General features: G+C 62.6%; 21 protein-coding genes and 1 tRNA gene. 12 read left to right on the top strand and 10 right to left on the bottom strand.

Features of this window, described 5'->3' with window-relative positions; genetic code table 11:
- Positions 1-30: 30 nt before the first annotated feature.
- The 4 genes from VSR71_RS07250 to VSR71_RS07265 all read right to left on the bottom strand — a co-directional run bounded on the left by VSR71_RS07250 (position 31) and on the right by VSR71_RS07265 (position 2,849).
- Positions 31-828, bottom strand: coding sequence for a UDP-2,3-diacylglucosamine diphosphatase (locus tag VSR71_RS07250; protein ID WP_342913230.1), 798 nt, complete (start codon positions 826-828; stop codon positions 31-33).
- A gap of 76 nt (positions 829-904) precedes the next feature.
- Positions 905-1,405 carry a peptidylprolyl isomerase gene (locus tag VSR71_RS07255; protein ID WP_342913231.1) on the bottom strand — a complete coding sequence of 167 codons (501 nt, stop codon included), beginning with the start codon at positions 1,403-1,405 and terminating at the stop codon, positions 905-907.
- Between the two features lie 20 nt (positions 1,406-1,425).
- Positions 1,426-2,010, bottom strand: coding sequence for a peptidylprolyl isomerase (locus tag VSR71_RS07260; protein WP_342913232.1), 585 nt, complete (start codon positions 2,008-2,010; stop codon positions 1,426-1,428).
- Positions 2,011-2,081: 71 nt separating this feature from the next.
- A complete protein-coding gene (locus tag VSR71_RS07265) occupies positions 2,082-2,849 on the bottom strand; it encodes a tetratricopeptide repeat protein (RefSeq protein WP_342913233.1) in 768 nt (255 codons plus the stop codon).
- Positions 2,850-3,055: 206 nt separating this feature from the next.
- Here VSR71_RS07265 and cysS point away from each other — a divergent pair, with 206 nt between their 5' ends.
- From cysS to VSR71_RS07300, 7 genes are all read left to right on the top strand, one after another.
- The gene (cysS, locus tag VSR71_RS07270; RefSeq protein ID WP_342913234.1) at positions 3,056-4,444 is read left to right on the top strand and encodes a cysteine--tRNA ligase; all 1,389 of its coding nucleotides are present in this window, start codon (positions 3,056-3,058) and stop codon (positions 4,442-4,444) included.
- Entirely contained in the window at positions 4,441-5,268 is an 828-nt protein-coding gene (locus tag VSR71_RS07275) for a DNA-3-methyladenine glycosylase (protein ID WP_342913235.1), read from the top strand. Before cysS ends, VSR71_RS07275 begins: the two co-directional genes overlap by 4 nt.
- A gap of 115 nt (positions 5,269-5,383) precedes the next feature.
- On the top strand, positions 5,384-6,355 hold the full coding sequence (locus VSR71_RS07280) for an acetyl-CoA carboxylase carboxyltransferase subunit alpha (protein ID WP_342913236.1): 972 nt from the start codon (positions 5,384-5,386) through the stop codon (positions 6,353-6,355).
- Positions 6,321-7,760: a tRNA lysidine(34) synthetase TilS gene (tilS, locus tag VSR71_RS07285; protein WP_428979366.1), complete on the top strand. Its 1,440-nt coding sequence runs from the start codon at positions 6,321-6,323 to the stop codon at positions 7,758-7,760. The genes VSR71_RS07280 and tilS overlap by 35 nt, the downstream gene beginning before the upstream one ends.
- 145 nt (positions 7,761-7,905) lie before the next feature.
- Positions 7,906-9,156: an aspartate kinase gene (locus tag VSR71_RS07290; RefSeq protein ID WP_342913237.1), complete on the top strand. Its 1,251-nt coding sequence runs from the start codon at positions 7,906-7,908 to the stop codon at positions 9,154-9,156.
- 130 nt (positions 9,157-9,286) lie between these two features.
- A tRNA-Ser gene (locus VSR71_RS07295) sits at positions 9,287-9,380 on the top strand.
- Between the two features lie 110 nt (positions 9,381-9,490).
- Positions 9,491-10,699, top strand: a complete 1,209-nt coding sequence (locus tag VSR71_RS07300) for a site-specific integrase (RefSeq protein WP_342913238.1) — start codon at positions 9,491-9,493, stop codon at positions 10,697-10,699.
- Here the strand turns inward: VSR71_RS07300 and VSR71_RS07305 are convergent.
- The 3 genes from VSR71_RS07305 to VSR71_RS07315 all read right to left on the bottom strand — a co-directional run bounded on the left by VSR71_RS07305 (position 10,677) and on the right by VSR71_RS07315 (position 12,700).
- Complete coding sequence (locus VSR71_RS07305) at positions 10,677-11,456, bottom strand: hypothetical protein (protein ID WP_342913239.1); 780 nt, start codon at positions 11,454-11,456, stop codon at positions 10,677-10,679. The genes VSR71_RS07300 and VSR71_RS07305 overlap by 23 nt on opposite strands.
- Positions 11,457-11,471: 15 nt before the next feature.
- Entirely contained in the window at positions 11,472-12,092 is a 621-nt protein-coding gene (locus tag VSR71_RS07310) for a hypothetical protein (protein ID WP_342913240.1), read from the bottom strand.
- A gap of 407 nt (positions 12,093-12,499) precedes the next feature.
- Positions 12,500-12,700 carry a YodC family protein gene (locus VSR71_RS07315; RefSeq protein WP_342913241.1) on the bottom strand — a complete coding sequence of 67 codons (201 nt, stop codon included), beginning with the start codon at positions 12,698-12,700 and terminating at the stop codon, positions 12,500-12,502.
- A gap of 380 nt (positions 12,701-13,080) precedes the next feature.
- Between VSR71_RS07315 and VSR71_RS07320 the strand changes: the two genes are divergently transcribed.
- The 4 genes from VSR71_RS07320 (at position 13,081) to VSR71_RS07335 (ending at position 18,608) form a co-directional block, all read left to right on the top strand.
- Positions 13,081-13,782, top strand: coding sequence for a recombinase family protein (locus VSR71_RS07320; protein WP_342913242.1), 702 nt, complete (start codon positions 13,081-13,083; stop codon positions 13,780-13,782).
- A gap of 227 nt (positions 13,783-14,009) precedes the next feature.
- A complete protein-coding gene (locus VSR71_RS07325) occupies positions 14,010-14,924 on the top strand; it encodes a DUF2971 domain-containing protein (protein WP_342913243.1) in 915 nt (304 codons plus the stop codon).
- 947 nt (positions 14,925-15,871) lie between these two features.
- Positions 15,872-16,366, top strand: a complete 495-nt coding sequence (locus VSR71_RS07330) for a hypothetical protein (RefSeq protein WP_342913244.1) — start codon at positions 15,872-15,874, stop codon at positions 16,364-16,366.
- A gap of 193 nt (positions 16,367-16,559) precedes the next feature.
- Positions 16,560-18,608: a hypothetical protein gene (locus VSR71_RS07335; protein WP_342913245.1), complete on the top strand. Its 2,049-nt coding sequence runs from the start codon at positions 16,560-16,562 to the stop codon at positions 18,606-18,608.
- A gap of 113 nt (positions 18,609-18,721) precedes the next feature.
- On the opposite strand, the gene VSR71_RS07340 is transcribed toward VSR71_RS07335, so the two are convergent.
- A complete protein-coding gene (locus tag VSR71_RS07340) occupies positions 18,722-19,372 on the bottom strand; it encodes a hypothetical protein (RefSeq protein ID WP_342913246.1) in 651 nt (216 codons plus the stop codon).
- A gap of 721 nt (positions 19,373-20,093) precedes the next feature.
- Here VSR71_RS07340 and VSR71_RS07345 point away from each other — a divergent pair.
- Positions 20,094-20,591, top strand: coding sequence for a restriction endonuclease (locus tag VSR71_RS07345; protein WP_342913247.1), 498 nt, complete (start codon positions 20,094-20,096; stop codon positions 20,589-20,591).
- A gap of 5 nt (positions 20,592-20,596) precedes the next feature.
- Here the strand turns inward: VSR71_RS07345 and VSR71_RS07350 are convergent, their stop codons facing one another.
- Positions 20,597-21,661: a site-specific integrase gene (locus tag VSR71_RS07350; RefSeq protein ID WP_342913248.1), complete on the bottom strand. Its 1,065-nt coding sequence runs from the start codon at positions 21,659-21,661 to the stop codon at positions 20,597-20,599.
- Between the two features lie 433 nt (positions 21,662-22,094).
- On the bottom strand, positions 22,095-22,445 hold the full coding sequence (locus VSR71_RS07355) for a hypothetical protein (RefSeq protein WP_342913249.1): 351 nt from the start codon (positions 22,443-22,445) through the stop codon (positions 22,095-22,097).
- Positions 22,446-22,454 lie beyond the last annotated feature (9 nt).

Genomic DNA, 22,454 nt, shown 5'->3' on the forward strand with positions numbered 1-22,454 from the left:
GGCAACGGCCGCTTTCTTTTTTGCGCGATCTCAGTCGGTCTGCGGCAGCAGTCGGAACCCGCCGCCGTCGAGCTGCAGCACGGCGGCGCGCGGATGGCGCCCGTCCAGGTCCCAGTCGGTCAGCACCCAGCGCACGCCCGCAGCGTGTTCGTGGCGCGCCGGGCGATGGGTGTGGCCATGCACCATCAGCCTGGCCCCGGCCATGCCGAAGAGCTCGGTCGCGGCAGCAGGCGCCACGTCTCCGTAGACCATCGGTACGCCGCCGCCCTCGGCGGCCTGCCGCGCGCGGTTGCCTTCACTGTCCGCGCGCAGCTTGCGTGCGATCCCCAATCGCGTACGCAGCGGCAGCGCCAGGAACAGCCGCTGCACCCAGCCCTTGCGGGTCCAGCGGCGGAAACGGTTGTAGCGCTCGTCGTCGATGCACAGCATGTCGCCGTGGCTGAGCACCACGCGCTGGCCGGCGCAATCGATCACCGTGGGGTCGGGCAGCAACTGCGCGCCCGCGGCGCCGGCGAAACGATCGCCCAGCAGGAAATCGCGGTTGCCGTGCATCAGGTAGACGGCAACACCGCGCGCGGCCAGCGCGCGCAGGGCGCCCGCCACGCGCTGTGCGAACGGCGAGTCGGTCTCCTCGTCGCCGATCCAGAATTCAAAGAAATCACCCAGGATAAACAGCGTGCGCGCGTCGCGCGCGGCGCGCTCGAGCGTGCGCTCGAAGGCCGCCAGCGTGCGTGGCATGCCGGGCGTGAGATGCAGGTCTGAAATGAACCACGCCGGCGCCTGTACCTCGTGGGGACCGGCCACCGGCGTGCGGGGGATTGCGGTCATGCGCGGGGCCGGGAAGGAGGTGCCGGCCGGGCCGGGTGCGCGTCACCGCAATCAGGGTGCATGGCTTGCTCGACGATTATTCGACGATGGTGGCCTTCTCGATCACCACGTCTTCCAGCGGCACGTCCTGGTGGAAGCCCGAGCTGCCGGTGCGCACGCCCTTGATCTGGTCGACCACGTCGGTGCCTTCAACCACCTTGCCGAACACGGCGTAGCCGAAGCCCTGCGGCGTCGGCGAGGTGAAGTTCAGGAAGTCGTTGTCGACCACGTTGATGAAGAACTGCGCGGTGGCCGAGTGGGGCGCGTTGGTGCGTGCCATGGCCACGGTGTAGCGGTCGTTCTTCAGGCCATTGCCGGCTTCGTTCTCGATCGGCGCATCGGTGCCCTTTTGCTTCATGCCGGGCTCGAAACCGCCACCCTGGATCATGAAATTCTTGATCACGCGGTGAAAGATGGTGTTGTCATAGTGGCCCTTGCGGACGTACGACAGGAAGTTCTCGACCGATTTCGGTGCCTTCTCGGCGTCGAGTTCGATGGTGATGACACCCTGGTTGGTTTGGAGCTGGACCTTGGACATGGTTTCCTCTGTACGGTGTGTTATTTGACGACGGTGGCCGACTCGATCACGATCGGCGAGGCCGGCACATTGCGCATGGGGCCGTAGGCCGTGGTCGGCACGCTCTTGATCTTGTCGATCGTGTCCATGCCTTCCACCACCTTGCCGAACACTGCGTAGCCGTTGCCGTCCGGCTGCGGGTAGTCGAGATTCGGATTATCCACCACATTGACGAAGAACTGCGCGGTGGCCGAGTCAGGGTTGCTGGTACGCGCCATGGCCAGCGTGCCGGCCTTGTTCTTCAGGCCGCCGCGGGCTTCCAGCGGGATCGGCGCGCGCGTGGGCTTTTCCTTCATGTCGCGGTCGAAGCCGCCGCCCTGCACCATGAAGCCGTTGATCACGCGATGGAAGATGGTGCCGCTATAGAAGCCGCTCTTCACGTATTCCAGGAAGTTGGCCACGGTCTTGGGTGCCACGTCCGGGTACAGCTCGACCGTGAACTTGCCGGCGCTGGTGATGAACTGGACGCGCTCGGCGGCCTTCTGCTGCGCCAGCGCGCTGAACGACGACAACGCGAGTGTGCCTGCGGTCAGCGCGGCCAGGGCGATGCGACGGGAACGGATCATGGATGGAACTCCGGTGAGTCGGGATTCAAACGGCCCGGACGCCATTGCGACCGGGCATCTTGGCAGGGGCGTCAGTTGGCTGCCGGCGCACTGGCCGGGGCCGGGCGCTGTGCCGGAGCCGGCTTGCGGCTGCCGGCCGGCGCAGCGGTGGTCCCGGTCGCGCCCGTCGCCTCGGGCGTGCCGGCCGCTGCCTCAGGGCGCAGCTGGCGCAGCGCGGCGCTGGCGCGGGTATCGCCCGGATTGCGGCGCAGCGCCTCGGCATAGGACTGTTCGGCCAGGCGCCGGTAAACGTCGCCCAGATTCGTGTAGGCGATGGCAAAGGCCGGCTTGACCTCCGTGGCGAGCAGCAGTTCGGCCTCGGCGCGCTTCAGGTCGCCACGCTTGGCATAGAGCAGCGCCAGGTTGTTGTGCGGCTCAGGCAACTCGGGGAAGTCCGCCGCCATTTCCGTGAAGGCCTGGATGGCGGCGTCCTCGCGCCCGGACTGCGCCAGCGCCCAGGCGCGCTGGAAACGTGCCTGCGCGTTGCGCGGATTGGCCGCGATCACGCGGTCGAAGCCCTTGATGGCGTCGTCATAGCGGCGCGCGTTGGCGGCCTGCTGGGCCTGGGTCATGCCGGGGTCGGTCGAGCGGATGCCATCCAGCGGCGACGTGGGCGCGGGTAGCGACAGCGGCCCGTGCTGCGCCTGCGCGGGCCCGGCCAGCGCGGCCGCCAGGGCCAGGGCAGCCGCGGCGGCCAATGCGGGGCGCGGGCGGAGCGGGCGTACAGGCGCGCCAATCGACGCGTCGGGGAGCGCGGCGGCGAGCGCGGCGGTAGGCGAGGAGGGCAGCAGCAGGCTCATTGAGGACTGGTCCGTTATACTCGGCGGCATTCTAGCAAAGCGGCACGGCCGGCACTAAAGCCATGGCCCGGGCAAGCGTCGGCAAAGCGCGGGCGGCCGCGGCAAGTCCCCCGGCGCGCGGCCTACCGGCACATCGCCTTCCGGTAAGATATGGGGCGCGGCAGAAATGCGCCAGTGCCGCCTCCCCTGACCATTCACTTCGTTTCATGCAGCCTCTGAACATCTACAACACGCTCGCGCGTGAGAAGCAGCCATTCGTGCCCATCGAACCCGGCAAGGTCCGCATGTATGTCTGCGGCATGACGGTGTACGACTACTGCCACGTTGGCCACGCGCGCGTGATGGTGGTGTTCGACATGGTGCATCGCTGGCTGCGTGCCGCCGGCTACGAGGTGACATATGTGCAGAACATCACGGATATCGACGACAAGATCATCCGCCGCGCCGCCGAGAATGGCGAGACCATCGGCGCGTTGACCACGCGCTTCATCCAGTACATGCACGAAGACGCGGCCGCGCTGGGCGTGATTCGCCCCGACCACGAGCCACGCGCGACCGACTACGTGCCGCAGATGCTCGACATGATCGGCAAGCTGGAAGCGAAGGGCCTGGCCTACCAGGCCAGCGATGGCGACGTGAATTACTCGGTGCGCAAGTTTGACGGCTACGGCAAGTTGTCCGGCAAGTCGCTGGAAGACCTGCGCGCGGGCGAGCGCGTCAGTGCCAACGATGCCAAGCAGGACCCGCTCGACTTCGTGCTGTGGAAATCCGCCAAGGCCAGCGAGCCGCCCGAGACCAAGTGGGATTCGAAGTGGGGCAGCGGCCGCCCGGGCTGGCACATTGAATGCTCCGCCATGAGCTGCGCGCTGCTGGGCGAGCATTTCGACATCCATGGCGGCGGGGCGGATTTGCAGTTTCCGCACCATGAGAACGAGATCGCGCAATCGGAAGGGGCCAGCGGCAAGCCGTTCGTCAACATGTGGATGCACAACGGTTTCGTGCGCATCAACGACGAAAAAATGTCCAAGTCGCTCGGCAATTTCTTCACGATCCGCGAGGTGCTGAAGGCGTATGACGCCGAAGTCGTGCGTTTCTTCATCCTGCGCGCGCACTACCGCAGCCCGCTCAACTACAGCGACGCGCACCTGGACGACGCGCGCCATGCGCTGACGCGCCTGTACACCGCGCTGAAGGACACGCAACCCGGCGGCTGCGCGGTCGATTGGGAAGAACCGCATGCCAGGCGCTTCGCCGAAGCCATGGGCGATGACTTCAACACGCCGATCGCGATGTCCGTGCTGTTCGACCTGGCCAGCGAGATCAACCGCACCGGCTCCTCCAGCGCCGCGCGCCAGCTCAAGGGGTTGGCCGGCACGCTGGGGCTGCTCGAGCGCGATCCGCATACCTTCCTGCAGGGCGGCAAGTCCGCGGACGGTCCCGACGCGGAGGAAATCGAAGCCAGCATCGCCGCGCGCAAGGCGGCCAAGGCCGAGCGCAACTTCGCCGAAGCCGACCGCATCCGCGCCGAACTGCTTGCCGCCGGCATCGTGCTGGAAGACAAGCCGGGTGGTGCGACCGAGTGGAGGCGTGCTTGAACGCTGCCGCGCGCAAGCCCGCCAACGCCGCCGTGCCGGCAGCCGCCGGCCGGTCGAAGGCGGCCGGCCCGCGTCCGGCCAAGGCGGGCGCCAGCGAGGCACCGCTGTCCGACGGCAAGGCGACGGCCAAGACCACGCGCAACGCCAAGGCGGTATTGCCCGAGGCCGACGCGGTACCGCTGCCGGTCGAGACCGTCATGGACGCGGTCCGTCCCGCTTACTGGGACGAAGCCTGCGCCGACCTGATGAAGCGCGACCGTATCCTGCGCAAGATGATCCCGAACTATGGCCCGGCGCACCTGGTGTCGCGCGGCGATCCGTTCGTCACGCTGGCGCGCGCGGTGGTGGGCCAGCAGATCTCGGTCAAGGCGGCGCAGTCGGTGTGGGAGCGCCTGCACGCGGCCTGCCCCAAGCTGACGCCGGCACAGTTTCTGCGCGCGGGCACCGAGAAGCTGGCCGGCTGCGGATTGTCCAAGCGCAAGGCGGAGTACATGATCGACCTGGCCGACCACTTCAAGGCGGGCCGGGTGCACGTTGCCGAATGGGCGCAGATGGACGACGAAGCGGTGATCGCGGAGCTGACGCAGATCCGTGGCATCGGCCGCTGGACCGCCGAGATGTTTCTGATGTTCAATCTGATGCGGCCCAACGTGCTGCCGCTCGACGATATCGGCCTGATCAATGCGATTTCCGCCAACTATTTCAGCGGCGAACCGGTCACGCGCAGCGAGGCGCGCGAGGTGGCGGCCAACTGGGAGCCGTGGCGGACGGTGGCAACCTGGTATATGTGGCGTAGTCTGGACCCGTTGCCTGTGACGTACTAGGCATCGGAACAAGAAAAATCAGAAGCAGGTGCATTGCAAGCTATCTGGCAGGCGCTAAGATGGCGTCCAATTTCCGGTAGAATGCGCCCCTTCACAGACAGGTACGTGTGATTTTATGAAAACCACCTTCCTGGATTTTGAGCAGCCCATTGCCGAACTCGAGGCAAAAATCGAAGAACTGCGCTTCGTGCAGGACGATTCGGCTGTCGATATTTCCGAAGAGATTTCGCGGCTGGCCGGCAAGAGCCAGCAGCTGACCAAAGATATCTATGCCAACCTGACCCCATGGCAGGTTGCGCAAATCGCCCGCCATCCCCAGCGCCCCTACACGCTGGACTACGTGCGCGAGATCTTCACCGATTTCCACGAACTGCACGGCGACCGCACTTTTGCCGACGACCTGTCGGTCGTCGGCGGCCTGGCACGCTTCAACGGCCAGGCATGCATGGTGATCGGCCACCAGAAGGGCCGTGACACGAAAGAGCGCGCCCTGCGCAATTTCGGCATGCCCAAGCCCGAGGGCTACCGCAAGGCCAAGCGCCTGATGGAACTGGCCGACAAGTTCGGCCTGCCGATCTTCACCTTCGTCGACACCCCGGGCGCATTCCCCGGCATCGACGCGGAAGAGCGCGGCCAGTCCGAGGCCATCGGCCACAACCTGTACGTGATGGCCGGCCTGAAGGTGCCCCTGATCGCCACCATCATCGGTGAAGGCGGTTCGGGTGGCGCGCTGGCGATCGCCGTCGGCGACGTGGTGCAGATGCTGCAGTTCGCCACCTACGCCGTGATCTCGCCGGAAGGCTGCGCCTCGATCCTGTGGAAGACCGCCGAGAAGGCACCGGAAGCGGCCGAGGCGCTGGGCCTGACCGCGCACCGCCTGAAGGCGCTGGGCCTGATCGACAAGATCGTCAACGAGCCGCTCGGCGGCGCGCACCGCGATCACAAGGCCACGGCGGCGCTGCTCAAGCGCACGCTGGCCGAGTCGCTGCGCCAGTTCCAGGGTATGAGCGTGAAGGAGTTGCAGGCGCGCCGCCATGAGCGCCTGCTGGCCTATGGCAAGTTCAAGGAAACCGGCGCCCCGGAATGATCCGTCCGCCCGGCTGACCGACAAGGTCGCACAGGCCCTGCAGGGCGGTGCGGCCTTTGTTGTTTCTGGGTACGGCGCGCCGGTGATCGCGGTGGCGTTGTCGGGCGGGCGCGATTCGGTCGCGCTGCTGCATGCCGCGTGCGCCGCCACGCAGGGCACGGCGGCGCGTGTGGTGGCGCTGCACGTGCATCACGGGCTGCAGGATGCCGCCGACGAATGGGACCGCTTCTGCGAGGGAGTATGCGCGCAGTGGCAGGTCGGCTATTTCGTGCGCCGGGTCACGGTACGGCAGGCGGCGGGCGAAGGCCTGGAAGCTGCCGCGCGCCGCGCGCGCTATGCCGCGCTGGCGGCGATGTGCGCCGACAGCGGGGCGCGCCTGCTTCTGTTCGCGCACCACCAGGACGACCAGGTCGAGACCGTGCTGTTGCGGCTGTTTCGCGGCGCGGGCGTGGCCGGCATGGCCGGCATGCCGGCCATGAGGCCGCTCGATGCGCAGGGCGGCGTGATGCTGCTGCGGCCGTGGCTGGACGTGAGCCGCGATGAGATCGATGCCTACTGCGCCGCCAATGCGCTGCGCTGGATCGACGATCCCTCCAATGCCGATGCGCGCTATGCCCGCAACGCCCTGCGCGCGCAGCTGCCGGCGCTGGTGTCGGCCTTCCCCGCGCTGCGCGCCAACGTGGTCCAGGCCGCGGCGCATTTCGCGCAGGCCAGCGAGCTGATCGACCATCTGGCCGCCGCCGCGATGGCGCAGCTGGCGCATCCGGGCCGCGATGCCGATACGCTGGCCGAACTCGACCTTGCCGGTTTGCGCGCGCTGCCGGCGGCGCAGGCCGATGCGGTGCTGCGGCTTTGGCTGCGCGACCTCGGCGCGCGCGCGCCATCGACCGCGCGGCTTGCGGCGATGCGCGCGCAACTGGTCGCGCACGAGGGCGGCGAGCCTGCCATCGCCCACGACGGCCTGGTTCTGCGCCGCTTCCGCGACCGCGTGCTGGCCTGCACGCCGCCGCCTGCGCACCCTCCCGAAACCGTGTCGCTCGACTGGCGCGGCGAGGACCGCATCGTCGTGCCCGCATGGCGCGGCGAGCTGCGCTTCTACCGCGACGACAGCTTCGGCGTGCCGGAAGCCGTGCTGCGTCAGCCGCTGCGGCTGACGCAGCGTGCCGGCGGCGAACGGCTGGTGCTGCGCCCCGGCGGCCCGGCGCGGGCGCTCAAGCAGGCCTGCCAGGAGGCTGGCATCCCCGCCTGGCGCAGGGCATGGCTGCCCCTGCTGTGGGCGGGCGACACGCTCGTGCTTGCGGCCGGCCTCGGCATGCACCACCGCTGGCCGGCGCAGGCGGCGGCACCGCGCTGGCGCGTCGAATGGCATGCGCGGCCACCGCAAGTGTCCGGCGCGCCGCGCTGAGCGCCCGCAGAGCGCCCTCGTCGCGGCGGTGACCAGCCGCGTCGATCACATCGGGAAAGCCCGCAGAGCTCGCCTTCGCCTTGCCTGACAAGCCTTGTTCGTGTATTTTCAAGGGCTTTGCACAATCGCTGGCGTCGACAAGAAGATGGCTCTCATCGTTCACAAATACGGCGGCACTTCGATGGGTTCCACGGAACGCATCAAGAATGTCGCCAAGCGCGTTGCCAAGTGGCACCGCGCCGGTCACCGCGTAGTCGTGGTGCCTTCGGCCATGTCGGGCGAGACCAATCGCCTGCTGGGACTCGCCAAGGAAATTTCGCCGCAGCCGGATCCGCGTGAACTGGACATGCTCGCCTCGACCGGCGAACAGGCCAGCGTGGCGCTGCTGGCAATCGCCCTGCACGGCGAGAACATCGACGCGGTCAGCTACACCGGCTGGCAAGTGCCGGTGAAGACCGACTCGTCGTACACCAAGGCGCGTATCGAATCGATCGATGACGAGCGCATCCTCGGCGACCTCGACGCCGGCCGCGTGGTTGTGATCACCGGCTTCCAGGGCATCGACGACGACGGCAACATCACCACGCTGGGCCGCGGTGGCTCGGACACCTCGGCCGTGGCCATTGCTGCCGCAATCGAAGCCGACGAGTGCCTGATCTACACCGACGTCGACGGCGTGTACACCACCGACCCGCGCGTGGTCGAGGACGCCCGCCGCCTGGACCAGATCACCTTCGAGGAAATGCTGGAAATGGCCAGCCTCGGCTCCAAGGTGCTGCAGATCCGCTCGGTGGAATTCGCCGGCAAGTACCGCGTGAAGACCCGCGTGCTGTCGTCGCTGACCGACCCGCTTATGCCGCTCGAGCAGGAAATGCACTCGGGCACGCTGATCACTTTTGAGGAAGAGTCTGAAATGGAAGCAGCCGTCATCTCCGGCATCGCCTTTGCCCGTGACGAGGCCAAGATCACCGTTCTGGGCGTGCCGGACAAGCCGGGCATCGCCTACCAGATCCTGGGCCCGATCGCCGACGCCAACATCGACGTCGACATGATCATCCAGAACCAGTCCGTCGACGGCAAGACCGACTTCACCTTCACCGTGCCGCGCGCCGACTACCAGCGCGCGCTGGCGATCCTGGACGACGGCGTGAAGACGCACATCGGCGCCGGCAGCGTGTCGGGCGACCCGAAGGTGTCGAAGGTGTCGGTGGTCGGCGTTGGCATGCGCTCGCACGTGGGCATCGCCAGCAAGATGTTCCGCACGCTGTCGGAAGAGGGCATCAACATCCAGATGATCTCCACCTCGGAAATCAAGATCTCGGTGCTGATCGACGAGAAGTACATGGAGCTGGCCGTGCGCGCCCTGCACAAGGCCTTCGAACTGGAACAGGCGTGATCCGTTCGTAAGCATTTTCTGGCGGCGCTGCAGATTTTGTGTTGAGTCATCGATTTTTCATTGACCAACCTGCGTGGCGTCGCTAGAATACGCGCTTCGTTGTGTGGCTCCCTCACACAACGCAAGTTTGGGAGACGTGGCCGAGAGGTCGAAGGCACTCCCCTGCTAAGGGAGCATCCGGGCCAAAACCTGGATCGAGGGTTCGAATCCCTCCGTCTCCGCCAGCAATGGCGAATGTGGACCCCAGCCCTTGCGGGGGCTGGGGATTCCGCTAAGAGACAGTCTTACACCGCTGCACCTTCCGCGTGTCACTTACACCGAGGGAGAGTCAGCGATGCACATCACCCGCCGAAACGGCGTCTATTACTTCCGCAAGAAAATCCCCGCTGACCTCGTTGCTCTCTACGGCAAGCGAGAAATCATCTTCAGCCTTCGCACGAAGGAACGCGCTACAGCGTCACGCCTTGCACTGCGCGCAGCGGTACAGCTTGACGATGAATTCAGCCTGAAGCGGGGCGCAACTATCCCCGAGCATCACGCCGTACCATTGCCGCTTCCCGTCACATCTGCGAGCGTGGACGCCCCCGGCATAGAACCGACCCCTACGAAGAGCAGTGGGGCGAAGCTGTCCACCCTCATCCCGATCTGGCGACGCGACAGGCGACCTACGGCAAAGACTGTGGATGCCGTGGCCCGCGCTGTGCGGGAGGCGAACGACCCGGGCATACGCAGCATCACGCGGCAGAGCATCGTTGCCATGCGTGACGGCTGGATAGAGGCGGGCAACAGCGTTGCCACCACGAATAAGAAGCTAGGCTTTATCCGGCTGCTGCTGGGAATCGCCAAGGGTCGAGGCATGATTGACATCAACCCTGCCGAAGGCGCAGAGCTTCCACCGCCCAAGCGATCAGTTGAGTTGCGTCGGCCATACACTCCTGAGCAGGCCCAAGCCGTTATGGCATTCACGGAAGGCATGCGCGAATCGGACCCTGCCATGTACTGGCTGCCAAGGCTGGCCCGCTGGACCGGGGCGCGGCTCAACGAACTGCATCAGTTGCGCGCCGAGGACATGCAGGAGCGGGACGGGCACCTCGGCCTTATGTTGACCGACGAAGGCGAGCATAGCGAGGGCGTTGCCATGACTCTCAAGAACGACGGCAGCCGTCGATGGGTTCCCCTTTCATGCCAGGTGCTGGAGTTTGCTGCATGGGCGAAGGGGCGGACCGGTCCGCTATTCCCAGCCAAGGCAAACAAATACGGCAATGTGTCCGATGGGTTTAGTAAGCGCTATGGCAAGCTGCTGCGGAAGGTGGTCAAAATCACGGACAAGCGCATTACCTTCCATTCGTGGCGGCATGGGTTCGCTGACATGTGCCGGGCCGCTGGAGTATCGCAGGAGTTACGCATGGCCCTGATGGGGCACGCCGAAGGAGGGGCTGCAGGCACCTACGGGGCTGGGGGTGGGCTACCCGCTAAACTTCTGGCCGACGCTATCGCGGGGTTGCCCGGCGCAGCAGCTATTACTGGAGAAGAAGTTTTGTAGACAGCTGCTCGCGGACTCTTCGAGAGCCGAGGTCTGTGAGTCTATACTTGCCGCTCCCCAACAATACAATCTGTCGGCAATCCGGCGACGCGAGTTTCTTTAGCGCATTGGTGATCGTAGAGGGGGCTCGCTGCGCATACTTGCCGAGGTCAGTACGGTTGAACCCCTCTTCTCCGGCGTAGTGCAGTAAGACAAGAAGCTCTTCTTCGGCACTGAGGTCTGTCCGCTGCACGAGCAAGACTCCATCAAAAATACCGACGCTGGGGACGTCGAACTGCAATAGTTCGCGAATAGCCTTCGCGACAGATTCTCGGTCCCCGCTCCAAAAAAGTCTCAGCGTTTCATTCATTGCCCATCTTACGCACTCGATCACCAACTTCGAGTCCATGTGGTTGGGCTGATAGCTAGGTGAAATGTGTACGGCCCCGCGCTGGCTACGGAACTTGTAGATCGTTCGAAGGACTCGGATGACGTGGATTGCGTCGCGGCGGGGTTGGACCTTATGCTTTACCTGTTCATTTTCCAAGTACTTGCAGCAGTCATCGAAGTCTTTGCCCTGACTCAACACGCCGGAGTCAAGGTGGTAGTAGATACGGGCAAGGATTTCGCAAAACTGCCCACCGTCTAGCTCTGCGGGTTCCCAATCTCGCTGAATGTAGCGGCGCTCCGCCGAGATAAACTCGTCTAGAAGTTGAGAACAGAGCAGATGGTCCAGCGGCGGGCTTAGCTCCGAGAGGAGGCGTGTCTTGTCAATCAAAGGCATAGCTGCTGGCTATTCGTTACGTCCCAACGCTTCTGCGATAAGTCCCTGAACGTGCTTGTTGCCTTCCTCGGTCAGATACCAGGCGGCCGGTGTCTTAGTTGTGTCCTCTGACACAACGGAAGGCCGCTTGAGTTTGAGCTTCCCGAGGTCCCGGGTAACATTGGTGACTGTTACCGATTTGGCTTGACGGAAGTGCTTGTTGAACGTCGCCGCAATACGGCGGCCAGAGAGCTCTTTTTCCGAGGTTTCCTGAGTGACGACGTAGAGGGTCCAAAGCGATTTGTTCGCAGTGTTCCACGATTGGCTGGGAACACCGTACTTCGCAGGGTCGTGCCGCCAATCGACGGCGCTGCCGTCCTCGACATCTACCACGCCGGAGGCCGCAGTTGCCCGACGCTTACGTGGCTTCTTGCGGACTGACGCATCGCCATCAAGTTCTTGTGCTGGGAGGATGGCTGGTGCTACCGGCAATGCAGGGTGGGACTCGCCGTTGAGGATCGCCTCGGGCGGTTGCAGTAGCCCTTGCAACTGCCGTCCGAGGCTTTGGCTGATCGCCGGGACATCGTCCTTCGAGCCCTCAATTTCCAGCTCGAATCCCGTCAGCTTCATCTTGATCTTGATCTTTGACATAGCCCGCCCTTTGCGTTGAGATACATTTCACGGATGTGTCGCAGAGCATACATCAAAAACGAATGCGCCAACTGAATTGACGTGGCACAGGCGTGAGCCAACCGTCATGCTGAGGCCAAGTCTTGAGGTCTGCCCTACGAGGGTTGATGCGCGATTATTCTTGAGTAATCTCGAGTTGTGTGCGCAAAAACGGAGATTCATTCAAGCAGAACTTTTGGATTCGCTGAAAGGTCTTATTGTCGTCGTCACAATGCCTTCCAAGCGAAAGGTAATAGTTTTTGGCCGACGTCTTTCGCGTAAATAATCGACTCCGCCTGTCATTTTACTGTCCAACGCCCGACGTGCTCCAATTGCAGTGCAGCGGCGCAATAGCTAAGGCACCGCTGCCACGGGAGCCCGTCGGTGAGTTATTCTCCACCAGTCTCGGCGAGCTTCAACGTATGCAATCCAAATACGGCGTTCTCGCGTTTTTTATTCTCGAACCATACACAGTTCGCGCTGAGGTCGTCACTATCGCCATAAGACGAGTAGTCGCCGATGTCTTCGATTGTCATGGCTGGTCCGCCGCTCTTCAAAACGACCACGTCGCCCTTCTTAAAGTCATTCATAAAAACCTCTCGTCGTTAAAGGAAGCCATAGTGTACGTTGGATAACGGGACTGCAATAAGACGCCATCCCCTTCCAAAGATGGGGGTGGGTGGGGCGGGGGGGCATTTGAGTGCATGGACCGCAATCCCGGCCCAAATTTCGATCGACATTTTTGCGGGGACTCGCACCGCGCACGCGAAGCCGACTTCCCCCGTATGCCCCTCCCGAATGCGCCTGCGAATCGACGCAGGCACACGCATGAAATGCATAGCGCGCCTAGCCGTGGTGGAGCGGAATGGCGGAGTGGGCCGCGCTGCGTTGGGGCCTTGACAAGCCGCCGAGCGCCTGCCAGATTGTGGTTGTACACGCATTAAACGAACGATTTGTGGGGTGAACAGGCATGGCAAACGGCAAGTTCGTTACGTACTACCGGGTGAGTACACAGAAGCAGGGGCAGTCCGGGCTTGGCATCGAGGCGCAGCGCAATCTCGTCCAGGCGTACCTGAATGGCGGGGAGTGGGCAGTGTTGGGGGAGTACACGGAGGTGGAGACCGGCAAGGGCGCGGACGCACTGACGAAGCGGCCCAAGCTGGCCGAGGCGCTGGCCCTGTGCAAGAAGCAGGGGGCGACGCTGGTAATCGCCAAGCTGGACCGGCTGGCCCGCAACGTTCACTTCATCTCGGGCCTACTGGAGACGGGTGTGGACTTCGTGGCGGCGGACATGCCGCAGGCGAACAAGGTCATGATACAGATGCACGCCGTCATGAGCGAGTGGGAGCGGGACCAGATCAGCGCACGGACGAAGGCGGCACTGGCAGCGGCAAAGGAGCGGGGCGTGACGCTGGGGGCAGCCGGCGCGGCGAATCTCAAGCCCAAGATAGAGGAGCGGCAGCAGCAGGCGGACGCCTTCGCCGAGAAGCTGCGGGGCGTGCTGGAGGGCATGCAGGCCCGTGGGCTGACTCGGCGGGCGATGGTGGAGGAGTTGAACACGCTTGGCATCCGCACTGCCACGGGCGGGGCGTGGCACCTCACGCAGTTGCAGCGGACGCTGGGCCGACTGGCCGAGTGCAGCCAGGGGCGGCCGGTGGGTGTGCATTCCTAAATCAGAGTTCAGTGCGAATGTTACACGGTTTGCAGCTATGACGCGTTCTAGACCCTGCGTTGTTTGTCGATTCTATTAAGCGTGTCTTTTTGAGACGTGGAACGGCTGAAAGCTACCGTTGGCGCGGCCCGATGCAGTTTGCCGGTCCCGCGTTAAACGATAGCCCGACATGTTAATCTGTCACTTCGACATTTATAACAAGTTAGGCCGCAAGCCAAGTACCTATCATGCAAGAGGCACTTATTCCACCGTCTACACTCTTTAAGTATCGAGATGACTCGGAGCGTACGGAGAGCATCTTTAAAGAGAGGAAAGTTTGGCTGTCATCGCCAAGTCAGCTCAATGATCCTCTGGAGTGCAAAACTGGAGAAATTCCCAAGGCATGGGAAGCGGCCACAATTCGTCAACTTGAGGAAGGCCAATTGATGGGCATGGTGGGCATGCCTGTTCAAAAATTTCCAGCAACACTCTTTTCGCTCAGCGAACGTCAAACCAAGCGTTGGTGGAAGCGATTCCGGGGACTGTCACACAAGCAGAAGGTTGCAGCGATGCGGCAACTCTACGCAGATCACGGAAGGGATTTGTCGCGTCCCGAGGCGATCTTTCAGGACATGCGAAAGCGCCTAAAGGCAGTTGGAGTCTTTAGCCTCAGCGCGGCCATTGACAATGAACTCATGTGGGCACACTACGGAGGCAACCACTTTGGCATCGCTTTAGGGTTCGGTTGCGCCCCGGACTGCAAGCTTACCAAACCAAGGCACACGCTGCCAGTGACCTATGCGTTGGAAAAGCCCACCTTCAAAACCGGCTTCAAAAACGAGGTTACATTCTACGCAGCACCCGGTGGTGGAACCAAGTCTGTTGGTAGGGTTTCGTTTGAAGACGAAGTGTTTCGGGCCGCAATAAGTACAAAGACTCCGGTGTGGAATTACGAGCGCGAATGGCGCTACGTTGAAGAATCGTCTGGTCTGTTCGATTGGCCTGGGCCGCTTGTTTCAGTCACGTTTGGTCTCAAGATGACTCCTGAGCGCCGCAACTATTATCGGAGGTTAGCTGAGGCAGCCGCAGGCAAGGATGTTCGCTTCTTCGAGGTTCAGCTATCTAAGTCATTGGGCGGCCTCATCGTGAATGAGTGCAAATAGCTATTTTTCTACCGCTGGCCTAACCAGTTGGTCAAGCCGACGCCCGCAAGCTCGCTTGTGGGCGCCCTCCGCGCTTCGCGCCCCGGCGCGGCTTACCGCAGTACGCTCCTGCTTACCAGCAATCCCACGTTGACAGCGGTCCGAAGTGCGAAATACACTACGCGGCTGCGGGTTACTCCCGTGCGTCGTTACTGTCCACCCTTCGTAGGTTGCGCAGTAATAGGGCGCGAACCTCGCATCTGGTGATGGTGGCTCTGTCTAGAGCTACCTGAGACCGGGCAAGGCCACCAATCGAACCAGTCCTAGAGGCTGCAAGAGAGGTGGCCTTTTTGCGTCCTCGCAAAGCGAACGAGGAGAGGTCATCGGCAAAGCTGACGGCCTGCGTTCTTTAACAACTAGGGCCAGACAACTGGCATTGGTGGTCAAGCCGTGATCCGACAGGCTTGGTCAGGATGGCTGCGTAAGCGGCCAGGGAGGCGTTCGTCCGATTGCAGCGGGTGATGCCATCAGGCTGAGTCGATCAGAGGGATTGACTGGCCTTTGTGTTGGCCCGAGAGGCCGGAAGGAGATTGAATGCAGGGAAAGGATAGTAGCACCAAAGCATGTGTGAGTCTCGATCTACTGGCCGACTTGTTTGTCGCAGTGGAAGTGGTTATTGCACGCGGAGTCGGGCCTGCGGCGGCACCGCCCCCGCAAACGAAGCACCGCGTGCGGCGTCGCCGGGGTGCGCGTGGAAGCAGAAATGGCCGTGCGGTACTGACGGCGGCAGTCGTCCGGGAAATGCGCCGGATGGCTGCCGAGGGCGCAAGCTTCGCAAGCATTGGCCGTGCGTTCGGCGTGCATCGCAGTACAGCGCAAAAGGTTGTTCGCGGCCTGCGTTGGGGGCACCTATGAAGGTCGGGGCCAGTAGGCTCACACGGGCGCTGCACCGGCAGGTGAAGGATGACGTGGCCGTTCTGCGCAAGATTGGCCGTCGATGCCGCGACCCGCTGCGGTTTGCCGCGTGGATGCGTGGTGAAAGTCGGTTTGTGGTTGAGCGGCGGTGCGACAAGTGCGGCAGTCGATCCCGGCTGGTGCGCGATGGGTCGTGCGCTGGCTGCGCTGCCAAGCGTTCGCCGTTGAAGCTGACACCGGGCGGGAAGCTGGATAAGGCGGCGTATGTCTTCACAGCCAATGGCCGTCAGCGCGTAAGCAGGAATCGCTGGCTAGATCAGTGCGACGCGGAGCGTGCCGAGCGCGGCGGCGAGTTCCGGGAGGTGCAGCACGGCAAGTACACAGCCCGGATTTACCCAACGGGGAGGCTGGAAGTGCAGGACGACTCTGGCTGGCGGACGGATGACCTCGCCAAGCTGGCCCGCGAGCAGGGGGATGCGTTCTTCCGCTTCGCTCAGGGTGAGCCTGATCTAGTGGAGGTCATGGGGGAAGCCGGGTGGTCAGTATGAACGGGCGTGTAGCCACGAAGACGCGGTCGCGGGTGCCGACGCAGATGGACACAGGCATACGGCAAAACTTGGGGCAGTTGAAAACTGGGGGCAAGGGATGGGCTCAATAGTAACGATGGGGTACAGCCGGATCAGGCTCGGCCTGGACTCGGGGGCTCAAGCAACAGCGTGGGGCAAGCTCAGGGAGCATCTGATGAACCTGCAGACCGGTGGGAGTCCTCCGGAGGGGCCGGGGTACGATCTGCTGCAAAACGGCGCTGCGGAGGAAATCGGGCGGCTGGCATCGGCGGATGCGCGAGCCCGCTCGGCCTGCGCTGCACATACAGTCGCGGACTGGGACGCAATGAACGCCGCCCGGCGTGGTCTTGCCGACGGATGGATGCTGCTGGATCGGTCGCAGACAGGGGCGGGAAAGAGTAGCGGCCATGCCGTCGAGTTCGTCAAGGATTGGCAGTGTGCTGGTCGTCAAGTGCTGTGGCTTACGCCGCTGGCGAATCTCGCGGCGTCGGCGGTAAAGCTGCTGGCGACGACCCCAGGCATTCGTCCGCTTCAAGGCTACAAGGGTGTCAAACTGGAAGATCGCGGACTGTACTTGGACGGTACCTTTCCAGAGTTCGGCGGGCTCGTGTCATGTATCGACAGCTTGCCGTCGTTTGCGGAGGCTGTTGTTCAGGGTCGTGGCCGCGTCGCTGTGGTCGTGGATGAGTTGGGCTACATACTGCACCGGATGTGTACGGAAAAGTCCGATAAGGGCGTCGATGTGCTGACGGACTTCTTCCGAGTCCTACGAGACTCAAGCACGCCGGTCCTGCTAATGGATGCCACGGCGGGCGAGGCGCATGTCGCACTCGTTGCGGCCATGACCAATCGCCGGATCGATTGCGTTCGAGTTGCACCAAAGCAGCGACCGGGCGGCACATGGGGCATGCCTGACTTCAAGGCTCCCCCAATTGAACTTGTACTAGCTGCCGGTGACGACGCCCCCAAGCGTGAAAGTCTGATCCGGGAGTGTCTAGATGAGGTTGTTCGCCGTACTGAAGCTGGGCAACTCTGCTGCGTGGCCTTCGATAACATGGAAGTCTTAGTTGCCTTTGTAAAGGCTGCGCAGGCGCGCATCGATCAGCGGCGCATCCTTTCACTTGGTAGGTTCGATGCTGACGAGAAGGCGCACCGGGCCTACGTCCAGCGGCTCAACGGCATTGACTGGGAGTCGGACATCACGCCCTCTATTGTCGAGAGCGTCCAGTCGAAGACCCGGCTACTTGTTGCATACACGAGTGTCTGCGGTGTCGGCACGAGCTTTGATGACACTGCCGGCTCTTACAACGCCGTCTTGGCTACGTCTGGGAGAGTCGATCCTGCTTGGGTTGTCCAGGCTGTGGGGCGTGCTCGGCAGGCTCACGACGCACAGGTTTTCATGGCCGTGAAGAACCTGGTGGACGAGCCGTTTTCCGAACGCAGCCTGCCGGAAGTGGGCAGCGTGCCGGACTTTCGTGGCCGGACCGTAGATGAAGCCGTGGCACTAATGCAAGCGTTCATGAAGCGAGGGGCACTGTCCAATAGGGCGGCGCGCTGGTCCGTCAAGCTGTTGCTCGAAGAAGCCGGTTACAGGGTCTTGCAGCCCCGGCTTGCTCGCGGTGGCACTGCGGCCAGCGTAGACGACAGTCCGCTTGCGGCTGCGCAGATTGCACTCGATGAGATCGCTTCTCTTGGCATGCTGGACTATACGGATACAAACCTTCCCCGGAGGTGGCGGCAATCCTGCAATGACAGATCGACTCGGAAGCAATTCGAGGTGATGCGCTGCGGGCAGATGTTTTACCTGCCTCCGGGTGAGCTGCCCACGATTGAGCAGATGGCGTTCTTCCAGTCGCTGACGCCCGAAGGCCGTGCCGCTTGGTGGATGGCATACGGGGCGAATGCTTCGCGCATTCCGAAGTTGTGCGGCTTCTTCGATGCCGCGTCCAAAGATGCGAAGTCCGTAGCGGCTGTGTTGAAGACTATTGTTGGCAGTGACAAGGTGGCAGCACGGCGCAAGGCCGCTTCGGTCTGGAACCAGAAGGTTGCTGCGATGGCGCAGCGCATGGGGATTTGCCCGGAAGTAATGGCGAACGGTGCTCTGAAGCGCAACAGCGCAACGGTGCTCCGTGACTGGCTCGGTCGGGCTGGCTTCAGCGTCGTGGCGGATGCGGACGACAACGCAGTGGCGGTCGCCCCCAAGTGGTTCCTGCGGGCAGTGTAGAGCCGGCCCAGCAAGCTGGAAATTCACGGGTTTCTTATGGGCGAAAAAACCTGCCAGCCCTTGTGCAGCTTAGCTTTGCGGGTGAAGGGCGAGAGGGTCGCCTTTCAAGTGAATCAAGCCGGTTTGTGCGGAATGGCCCAGGACGCCGTGATCGCTAGCGTGGACAGGACTTCGTGGGCGATCTGCCTCGTGCATGCTAGTTCGGGGCCGCTCATTTGCTGCAAGATGCCATTACCTGCGTTGAACTCCCAGCCTAAGGAATTCTGGCGCGACAACTGGAGGTAAGCATCATCCAATTCGGGATCGACGTGAGCGCCGCCGTCGGTATTCGAGACATTCAAGATCAAGTCGCGGCGGTTAAAGTTCCGGCCTGCCTTGTCTTTGACCACAGCGTTGTTCCACCATTCTGCGAACGGTACTTTCTTCGCGCCGAATGCTCCTCCGCCGATGAGCACAAGGGGCACATGGCGTGCGCCGTGCCCTGTCGTGATTTGCATACCGGTCAACTTACACTCGGTTAGTAAGTTATTCGGGTTTAGCACTCCGGCGGTGTCCAGGTAGTTCCCGCCGCGGAGGCCGAGTTGTTGCAGAAGCGCATGCGATTTCGGGGTCTGGTGCAGCAGAACCCGCAAGTTGAGGGCGATGTGCTTGCCTGCTACCTCCCGCCCCGCATCATAGTGTTCGCAGCCCATGACCAAAAGTTCAAGCTGGTCACGCAATTGCTGCTTGAGGTCTTCTCTTGTTCGTGCTGTCCTTGATTTCAATGCTTCCTCCAGAGAGCTATTGGCCGCCGACTCGAATTCTATGGGTCGTGGGGGATGCACGCTGCTACGTTGCTATCCACCTCCACCAGCTTGCCACAGAGCGGGCAACGACGATGCGCATTGATGCACGTTACCCCTCTGCGGCGGGGTGTTGGTGCGGCGCAACGCGAATGGGCGGCTTTCTCGCTTAGATTTGGCGGAGGCGCGGCTACCTCTGCGCCTGCTGTGCTATCGCATAGCCGGCAGAACAAGAATAGGCTGGGACAATGGGTCGAAAGAGAAACGAGCCGTCGCTAAGCGAGGTATTGCTGGATGCACCGTGGTGGGTGTCGGTTGCCCTGGCGGTGGGAGCCTACATTGTGTTCCGTGGTGTGTTGCCCGCTGCGTTTGCATCGAATCCGTTTCTGGCGGGTATTGCCATGATGAGCCGTTCGATCGCGTGGATTCCAACTGTGATGTTCGGCTTCCTCGGCGTGCTGTCATACGTCCGTGAGCGACGACAGCGGGGAGGCGACGACAATCGACAACAACTCACGCCACGGACACAACGGCCCCGCGCCAGCCGGTCCCAGGCGCAACCGAAGCCACGCCATTCGGATGGGCGGAGACAAGCCGGTACATCAGCCGAATCAAAGGAAGTCAGCAGCCCGGAGCCGAAGGCAACGAAATGCGCGAAGCCTGAAATCAATAGCTGGAATCTTGAGGCGCTCAAGCTCTTGGAGTGGAAGCGTTTCGAATTGCTCTGCGTGGGGTATTACGAGGCGATGGGATTCACAGTCAAGACGGCCCGGATGGTGGGATCGACGCCACTCTGTACAAGGCCGGCTTGGATGTTCCCGTGGCGGTCGTCCAGTGCAAAGCGTGGAGCAAGCCGGTAAAGGTGGAGCAAGTGAGGGCATTGGCTGGCGTAATGCATGAGCACAAGGTACGCAGGGGCGTCTTCTGGTCGCTGTCAGGTTACGTCGGGCGGCCGGTGCAGGACTCGGCAGAACGGGCCGGCATTCAATTGCTTGACGGCGCGACCATCATCGAACGGATTCGCGCACTAGACCAGTACAAACAGGCAACGCTGCTGGCGCAGGCATTCAAGGGTGACTATGACACCCCGTCATGCGCTGCCTGTGGGGTGAAGATGGTCGAGCGTAAGGGGAGGAGCGGGCCATTTTGGGGGTGCAGTAACTACCCTGGCTGCAAGGTCACACTGGCTCGCTCTGCATAGGCAGATCAGTCCAACTTGCGCGCCAAGTCCTTCACTTGCAGGTGTGTGTAGCGGGCCAGCATCCGTATGTCCTTGTGGCCCGTGATCGTCGCCACTTCCATCTGCGATAGTCCCTTCTCGAACAGGCGTGATGTGGCCTCGTGCCGCAGATCATGGAATCGGAAGTTCTGCACCTTGGCACGGTCCACCATGCGCACGAAGGCCAGCTTGAAGGCGTTGATAGTGAGGCCGGGGAAGACAGGGCCGGCGTCGATCTCTCGGGTGCAGCCAAGTTCGCGGGCAGCAACTTGTTTCAGGCGCGTCAACTCTTCCATTGCTCGCCTTGACAAGGGGACGCCACGCGGCGTGCCGTTCTTAGTATCGATAAGCTGGATCGACCGATGCTCGAAGCTGATGCGCTCCCACTCCAGCCCAAGAATCTCGCCTCGCCGCATCGCCGTCTCCAGAGCCAAGTCCAAGATCGAGAGAACGTAGGGGTTCCGCGTCTCCTCGCCTGCCCGGCGCAGGGCGGTTTCCTCCTCGACTGAGAGTCTACGCACGCGGCTCGGGGGATTCTGTGGCCGCCGCACGGTGATAAGTACGCTCTTGCAGAACGCGACATCCCACTCGTTGGCAGCCAACTTGAACGCCGCGTTCAGGATGTTCAGCTCTCGATTGACTGTGCTGGGCGCAACGTCCTGAAGCCGTTGCTCAACCCACTCCTTGATGTCCCGCCGATGCAGATTCTCAAGGTGGATGCGGGCAAGGGGGTATTTGAGAATGCTTCGTGTGTGAAAAGCCTCGGCCTCAGCCCCTTTCTTGCGGACTGTCTCCTCGCGTAGGTTTCTGTGCAACAGATCCGCCACTATGCGCGGCCTCTCCCTGAACTCCTCCACAAGCTTCGCATGCGCTTGCTCCCTTGCTGTCTCTAGCGAGCGAGCTTTCAGTTCCGGCTCGGTAGCGCGGAGCCAAGTCTCAGCATCTTCGCGGCTTGAGAAGGTGCGCGAGACGATGCGAAGGCCCGAGAAGCGAATCTTTGCTTGGAACGTGGCGATACCACGCCTTGTACGGCGCTCGATGATGGTGCCCATGTACGTCATCCTCAAAAGTGGGATGCACGGTACTTGGTGCTTTGCGCCCCGTTCCTCGGTGCAGATTGTGATCCCGCGCCATCGGCGGGAGGCGGGCGAATTGTGCCCGCGCTAGATGGCCTCGAAAATCAGGGAAACTGCTACACTGAAACCTTCCACGCGGACTGCGTGGTGTAAGAGTTCCCAAGAGACGCGGCCGAGGGCGCGGCGAGTGCAACGAGCCGCAAAGCCTTGCGCAGCAAGGCTCACAGGTCGAAGGCACTCCCCTGCTAAGGGAGCATCCGGGCCAAAACCTGGATCGAGGGTTCGAATCCCTCCGTCTCCGCCAGCAATGGCGGCGAACCCCGGAAGATCGCGGTCTTCCGGGGTTTTGTTTTTTCTGGCGCTGATATTTGTGGCCTCGCGCATCGGCCGGCCGCACCGTCGTGCACCGCTACGTGCAATTGTCGCGATACACTTGCTGCAGTTCCTTGCGAGACTTGTCGCGCTCGACCTTCGTGATCGGCCGGCCTTGCGCGTTCTGCGTCGTCGTGGTGGTCGACTGGTACGTGCGCTTCTTCGATGCGGCGTTGTACTGATCCTTAAGCGATTCGCATTTGTCGCGCGTAATCTGGTCGGGGTCGAGCGTGGGCGCCGACGGCGGGCGGTAGGGGTTGCTGCCTTCCTGCACGGCTTCCGAGATGGCACCTGCGGCGCCCTTTGGCGGGGATTGCTGCGCCAGGGCTGTCGAGGCGCTGCCCAGTGCCAGCAAGCCGGTCAGCAGCCATCTTGTCGATATCGGCATTTTGTCCCT

Source organism: Cupriavidus oxalaticus, assembly GCF_038900635.1.
GTDB classification, from domain to species: domain Bacteria; phylum Pseudomonadota; class Gammaproteobacteria; order Burkholderiales; family Burkholderiaceae; genus Cupriavidus; species Cupriavidus oxalaticus_B.

What these genes read in the sequence shown, in the direction of transcription:
- VSR71_RS07250 (WP_342913230.1), bottom strand. Translation starts at nt 828, where the DNA reads ATGACCGCAATCCCCCGCACGCCGGTGGCCGGTCCCCACGAGGTACAG.
- VSR71_RS07255 (WP_342913231.1), bottom strand. Translation starts at nt 1,405, where the DNA reads ATGTCCAAGGTCCAGCTCCAAACCAACCAGGGTGTCATCACCATCGAA.
- VSR71_RS07260 (WP_342913232.1), bottom strand. Translation starts at nt 2,010, where the DNA reads ATGATCCGTTCCCGTCGCATCGCCCTGGCCGCGCTGACCGCAGGCACA.
- VSR71_RS07265 (WP_342913233.1), bottom strand. Translation starts at nt 2,849, where the DNA reads ATGAGCCTGCTGCTGCCCTCCTCGCCTACCGCCGCGCTCGCCGCCGCG.
- cysS (WP_342913234.1), top strand. Translation starts at nt 3,056, where the DNA reads ATGCAGCCTCTGAACATCTACAACACGCTCGCGCGTGAGAAGCAGCCA.
- VSR71_RS07280 (WP_342913236.1), top strand. Translation starts at nt 5,384, where the DNA reads ATGAAAACCACCTTCCTGGATTTTGAGCAGCCCATTGCCGAACTCGAG.
- tilS (WP_428979366.1), top strand. Translation starts at nt 6,321, where the DNA reads ATGGCAAGTTCAAGGAAACCGGCGCCCCGGAATGATCCGTCCGCCCGG.
- VSR71_RS07290 (WP_342913237.1), top strand. Translation starts at nt 7,906, where the DNA reads ATGGCTCTCATCGTTCACAAATACGGCGGCACTTCGATGGGTTCCACG.
- VSR71_RS07300 (WP_342913238.1), top strand. Translation starts at nt 9,491, where the DNA reads ATGCACATCACCCGCCGAAACGGCGTCTATTACTTCCGCAAGAAAATC.
- VSR71_RS07310 (WP_342913240.1), bottom strand. Translation starts at nt 12,092, where the DNA reads ATGTCAAAGATCAAGATCAAGATGAAGCTGACGGGATTCGAGCTGGAA.
- VSR71_RS07315 (WP_342913241.1), bottom strand. Translation starts at nt 12,700, where the DNA reads ATGAATGACTTTAAGAAGGGCGACGTGGTCGTTTTGAAGAGCGGCGGA.
- VSR71_RS07320 (WP_342913242.1), top strand. Translation starts at nt 13,081, where the DNA reads ATGGCAAACGGCAAGTTCGTTACGTACTACCGGGTGAGTACACAGAAG.
- VSR71_RS07325 (WP_342913243.1), top strand. Translation starts at nt 14,010, where the DNA reads ATGCAAGAGGCACTTATTCCACCGTCTACACTCTTTAAGTATCGAGAT.
- VSR71_RS07335 (WP_342913245.1), top strand. Translation starts at nt 16,560, where the DNA reads ATGAACCTGCAGACCGGTGGGAGTCCTCCGGAGGGGCCGGGGTACGAT.
- VSR71_RS07350 (WP_342913248.1), bottom strand. Translation starts at nt 21,661, where the DNA reads ATGGGCACCATCATCGAGCGCCGTACAAGGCGTGGTATCGCCACGTTC.
- VSR71_RS07355 (WP_342913249.1), bottom strand. Translation starts at nt 22,445, where the DNA reads ATGCCGATATCGACAAGATGGCTGCTGACCGGCTTGCTGGCACTGGGC.